Origin of the sequence: uncultured Campylobacter sp. (assembly GCF_938018145.1) — a bacterium.
In the GTDB taxonomy this organism is placed as follows: Bacteria; Campylobacterota; Campylobacteria; order Campylobacterales; family Campylobacteraceae; genus Campylobacter_A.
Map to the genome: position 1 here is coordinate 1 of NZ_CALIII010000349.1, position 3,440 is coordinate 3,440.

Below are 3,440 nucleotides of genomic sequence, written 5' to 3' on the forward strand. Positions count from 1 at the left end.
GTAGTAGTTTAGCTGCCTGAGTACCGTCCATATAGCCAAACTCTACCTTCATATCAAAGCGCCTAATGCTAGCCCTATCTAAGCTATCCATCAAATTTGTCGTGGCGATAAACACCCCATCAAAGCCCTCCATTTGCACTAGCATCTCGTTTACTTGGGTTATCTCCCAGCTCCTTATAGCCTTATTCCTATCTTGCAAAAAGCTATCTATCTCGTCAAATACCAGCACGGCGTTTTGATCTTTGGCTTCTTTAAAAGCATTTGCGATGTTTTTCTCCGTGTTCCCAACGTAGCAGTCGATGAGATCGCTTGCTTTTTTGATGATTAGCTTGCTGTTTAGGCTTTTGGCGATAAATTTAGCATACTCGCTCTTGCCCGTGCCCGCGGGGCCGTAGAGGCAAAGCCTAGCGTTTTTGCTCTCTTTTATACCTTTTGCCAGCTCTTTTAAATTTGCGCTTCCATTTATCAGGCTCACATCGTAGTTTTGCGGCAAATTTATCTCCTTGTTTTTATCTTTCTTGCCTTTCTTTTTAGCGGTAACGAAACCTTGCGCTTTTAGGCTACTTTTTATCAAATTTTTAAACGCTTCGTCCTTGTTTGCATGACTCAAATTTGAAACGACCTTTGTCGCACCAGATATTAGCGCGGGCGTGATAGCTCTGTTTTTAGCTAACTTTTTGAGCAACTCCTCGCTTACTTGGCCGTTTGCGTAGCGCTTTAGTATTTCTAGTCGCTTAAATTTGGGTGGGATTTTAAACTCTATAACTATATCAAAGCGCCTGATATAGGCGTTATCTATCTCGTCTATATCGTTGGTTATCCAAAACGTCGGCACGCTGTTGCTCTCTAAAGTCGAGTTAAATAACGCTTTAGACATCCTTTCTGTGCCTTTAAAAACATCCTCTATCTCGTCAAACATTATGATGTCGCGCTCATTATTTAAAACTTTATCAGCGGTTTTTAGGGATAAAAATCGCTTTTCACCGCTATAGTTATCGTCTGCATATCGGCTTTTTGAGGCTATTTCGTAAAGATTTCTGTCTAGCTCGGCGGCTATCATTTTGACAAACTCCGTCTTACCGGTGCCGGGAAGTCCGTAAAGCAAAATATTTACGCCCTTATCCGCCTTTAAAATATGGCTTTTTATCGTGGCTTCGTCTACTTTTATATGCCTAAAATCATCAAATTTGAGCGATGACTTGCCTGCTTTAAAAAACGTCGATCTAAAAACCTCTAAAATGTCGCCCTGCCTGTTTAACATATCGGTACTAAAGTAGATATAAAAAAATCTAAATACGGAGTCAAGCCTGATATCTTGCCTCTCGTTCATTTCTAAAATATTGCTTTGCCTTAGCTTTGATTCCGGGAGTAACGCTTCTTTTACGTCAGTAGCAGGCACGCCTATGATATAGCCCAAAACCTCGTAAAAAGCGATAATGTGCATATCTCCCAGATACCTACAAATGTCTTGGAGAGCGGCAAATTCATTTACGATTACGGCAAATTCTATGATTTTTCTGTCTATTTCATCTAAATTTAACACTGCACACAAAGCATCCAAATTTCTATCTAAAGTCTCAATGCTGGTTATTTTTGATTTTTCAAGTTCGGCTAGGAGATTTTTGAACCTGATTTTTGCTTCTGCCACAGATTCACCCTCTTGCAAGATGCCGTCGAACTTTTGAAAAAAACTATCTGGCATGCCAAATTTTTCGATCGCTCTTAGCGCCCAAAGCTTGATTTTGTTTTCGATCTGGGGCGGTAGTAAAATCTCATCCATGGCAGCTCCTTTTTTGGATGATTTTACTTGCATTTTAGGACATTTTGCGGTCCAAATTTGATAAATTTGGTTGCCGATCGGCGGTTAAATTTCTATAATATTAAGCCCAAGGCTTGAGTTATATATCTTGCAGTTGCCGATTTTATCGACTCTTGATAGCGGATCATGCACATGCCCGCAAAGGATGATTTTTGCTTTTAGCAGCCCGTGCTTTAGCGCCCTATAAAGCTCTTTATCGCCAAAATCTCTGCCGTGCTCAACGGCCGTTTGCGTGTGAGCGGGCGGGACATGTGCGAGCAGCACGTCGCACTCCGCAAAGTCCAAAATATCCGTACACATATAAGGAACGCAGCCAAATTTTATCCCTTCAATCATTTTTATATCGCCGTCTGCGTAAATGTTTGGCGTCCTTACCCATGCGGCATCGCCAGAGCCGTCTACATCGTGATTTCCGCTACATACAAAGATCCGTCCTTTAAAATTTTCAAGCCACAGCCTAACCCACGCCTTTTGCTCGCTAACGTCCTTTTGACTCGCGTCTATCAGATCGCCGCTTATGCAACAAACGTCAAATTCTAAATCTAAAATTTGATCAAATTTAGCCTTATCAAAGTGCAAATCGCTTGCGTGCAAAATTTTCATCTCGTTTCCTTTTTTGGCACATATCTGGACACGGTTTTGTCCGTTTTAAAATATATAATTTTATCAAATTTAATCAAAGGAGAAAGGATGATCAAATTTGACGTTCATTGCAGACTAAGCGAACTCCACGCTAAATTTAAAAGCGGCCTTGAAGTGCCGACGGTATCCGTAAAGTCGCTAAAACTAGAGTTAAGCTCGGACGACGAGATCTCGCTTTTAGCTATCGTTAAAGCGGTAAATTTGATAAAAGGCGAGCTAAAAACGGACGCTAAATTTCACTTCGTAAATCAAATTTCGCCGCTAAAAAACGGCGAAATATCGGCAAATTTTACGCTCCTGGTTTAACCCAGGAGCATCCTTAATCCCTCAAGTCCTCCAGCCTTTATCGCCATGCCTCGATATGCGCTCACGTGAGTATCTACCGGGTTTATGCGGATTAGATGAGCCATTTTAAATCTTTTCGCCATCCTTTCTCCAAAAATCCTGATCGTTGGTACGGCAAGCCCCGCGCCGATCTCGATTATGACTATGCGCGAGTTCATATTGTGGCTAAGCCACGCATCGTACTTTTTGCGCTGCGCCCAAGCTCTTTTATGGTTAAATTCGTGATCGTAAAACATAAGGATATTTGGGCGGCTCACGCATCCGCACTCAGGGCAAACTGGCATCTTTGTAGCGATAAATTTTTCCTCATCTACTTCCACGCTATTTTCGTCCATATTCCAGATATTTCCGTCATCGTTGTGGATGCACTGCGAGTGATGTATGGAACCGTGGATTTCATAAATTTTATCTCTATCAAAGCAAGCCTTTACAAAGTGACCATCGACGTTTGATGTGCAGATGAAGTAGTTGTCGTTTTTCTGCGCGCAAAGTTCTCTAAGCATAGCAAAACCAGCATGCGGCTCGGTCTTGTTGTATAGTTTTAATCTGTGGCCGTAAAATGCCCAAGCTAGCTTTGGATCATCAAAAAACCACTGCGGATTTGCCATGTCGGTAAAGCCCAGATCCTTATCTT

Annotated in this window: 4 protein-coding genes; 1 reads left to right on the plus strand and 3 read right to left on the minus strand. The window is 41.9% G+C overall.

All coding sequences use genetic code 11. The annotated features are described in order from the left end of the window. The coding region (locus Q0338_RS08030; RefSeq protein WP_298086296.1) for an ATP-binding protein at nucleotides 1–1,780 on the minus strand (1,780 nt) is incomplete at its 3' end. An 84-nt stretch (nucleotides 1,781–1,864) separates the two neighbouring features. Next, nucleotides 1,865–2,422, minus strand: a complete 558-nt coding sequence (locus Q0338_RS08035) for a metallophosphoesterase (RefSeq protein ID WP_298086297.1) — start codon at nucleotides 2,420–2,422, stop codon at nucleotides 1,865–1,867. 87 nt (nucleotides 2,423–2,509) lie between these two features. Here Q0338_RS08035 and Q0338_RS08040 point away from each other — a divergent pair, with 87 nt between their 5' ends. Further along, on the plus strand, nucleotides 2,510–2,767 hold the full coding sequence (locus Q0338_RS08040) for a hypothetical protein (RefSeq protein ID WP_298086298.1): 258 nt from the start codon (nucleotides 2,510–2,512) through the stop codon (nucleotides 2,765–2,767). On the opposite strand, the gene Q0338_RS08045 is transcribed toward Q0338_RS08040, so the two are convergent. Next, a partial coding sequence (locus Q0338_RS08045; protein WP_298086299.1) for a Sir2 family NAD-dependent protein deacetylase occupies nucleotides 2,764–3,440 on the minus strand: 677 nt, incomplete at its 5' end. The two genes, Q0338_RS08040 and Q0338_RS08045, sit on opposite strands and share 4 nt — an antisense overlap.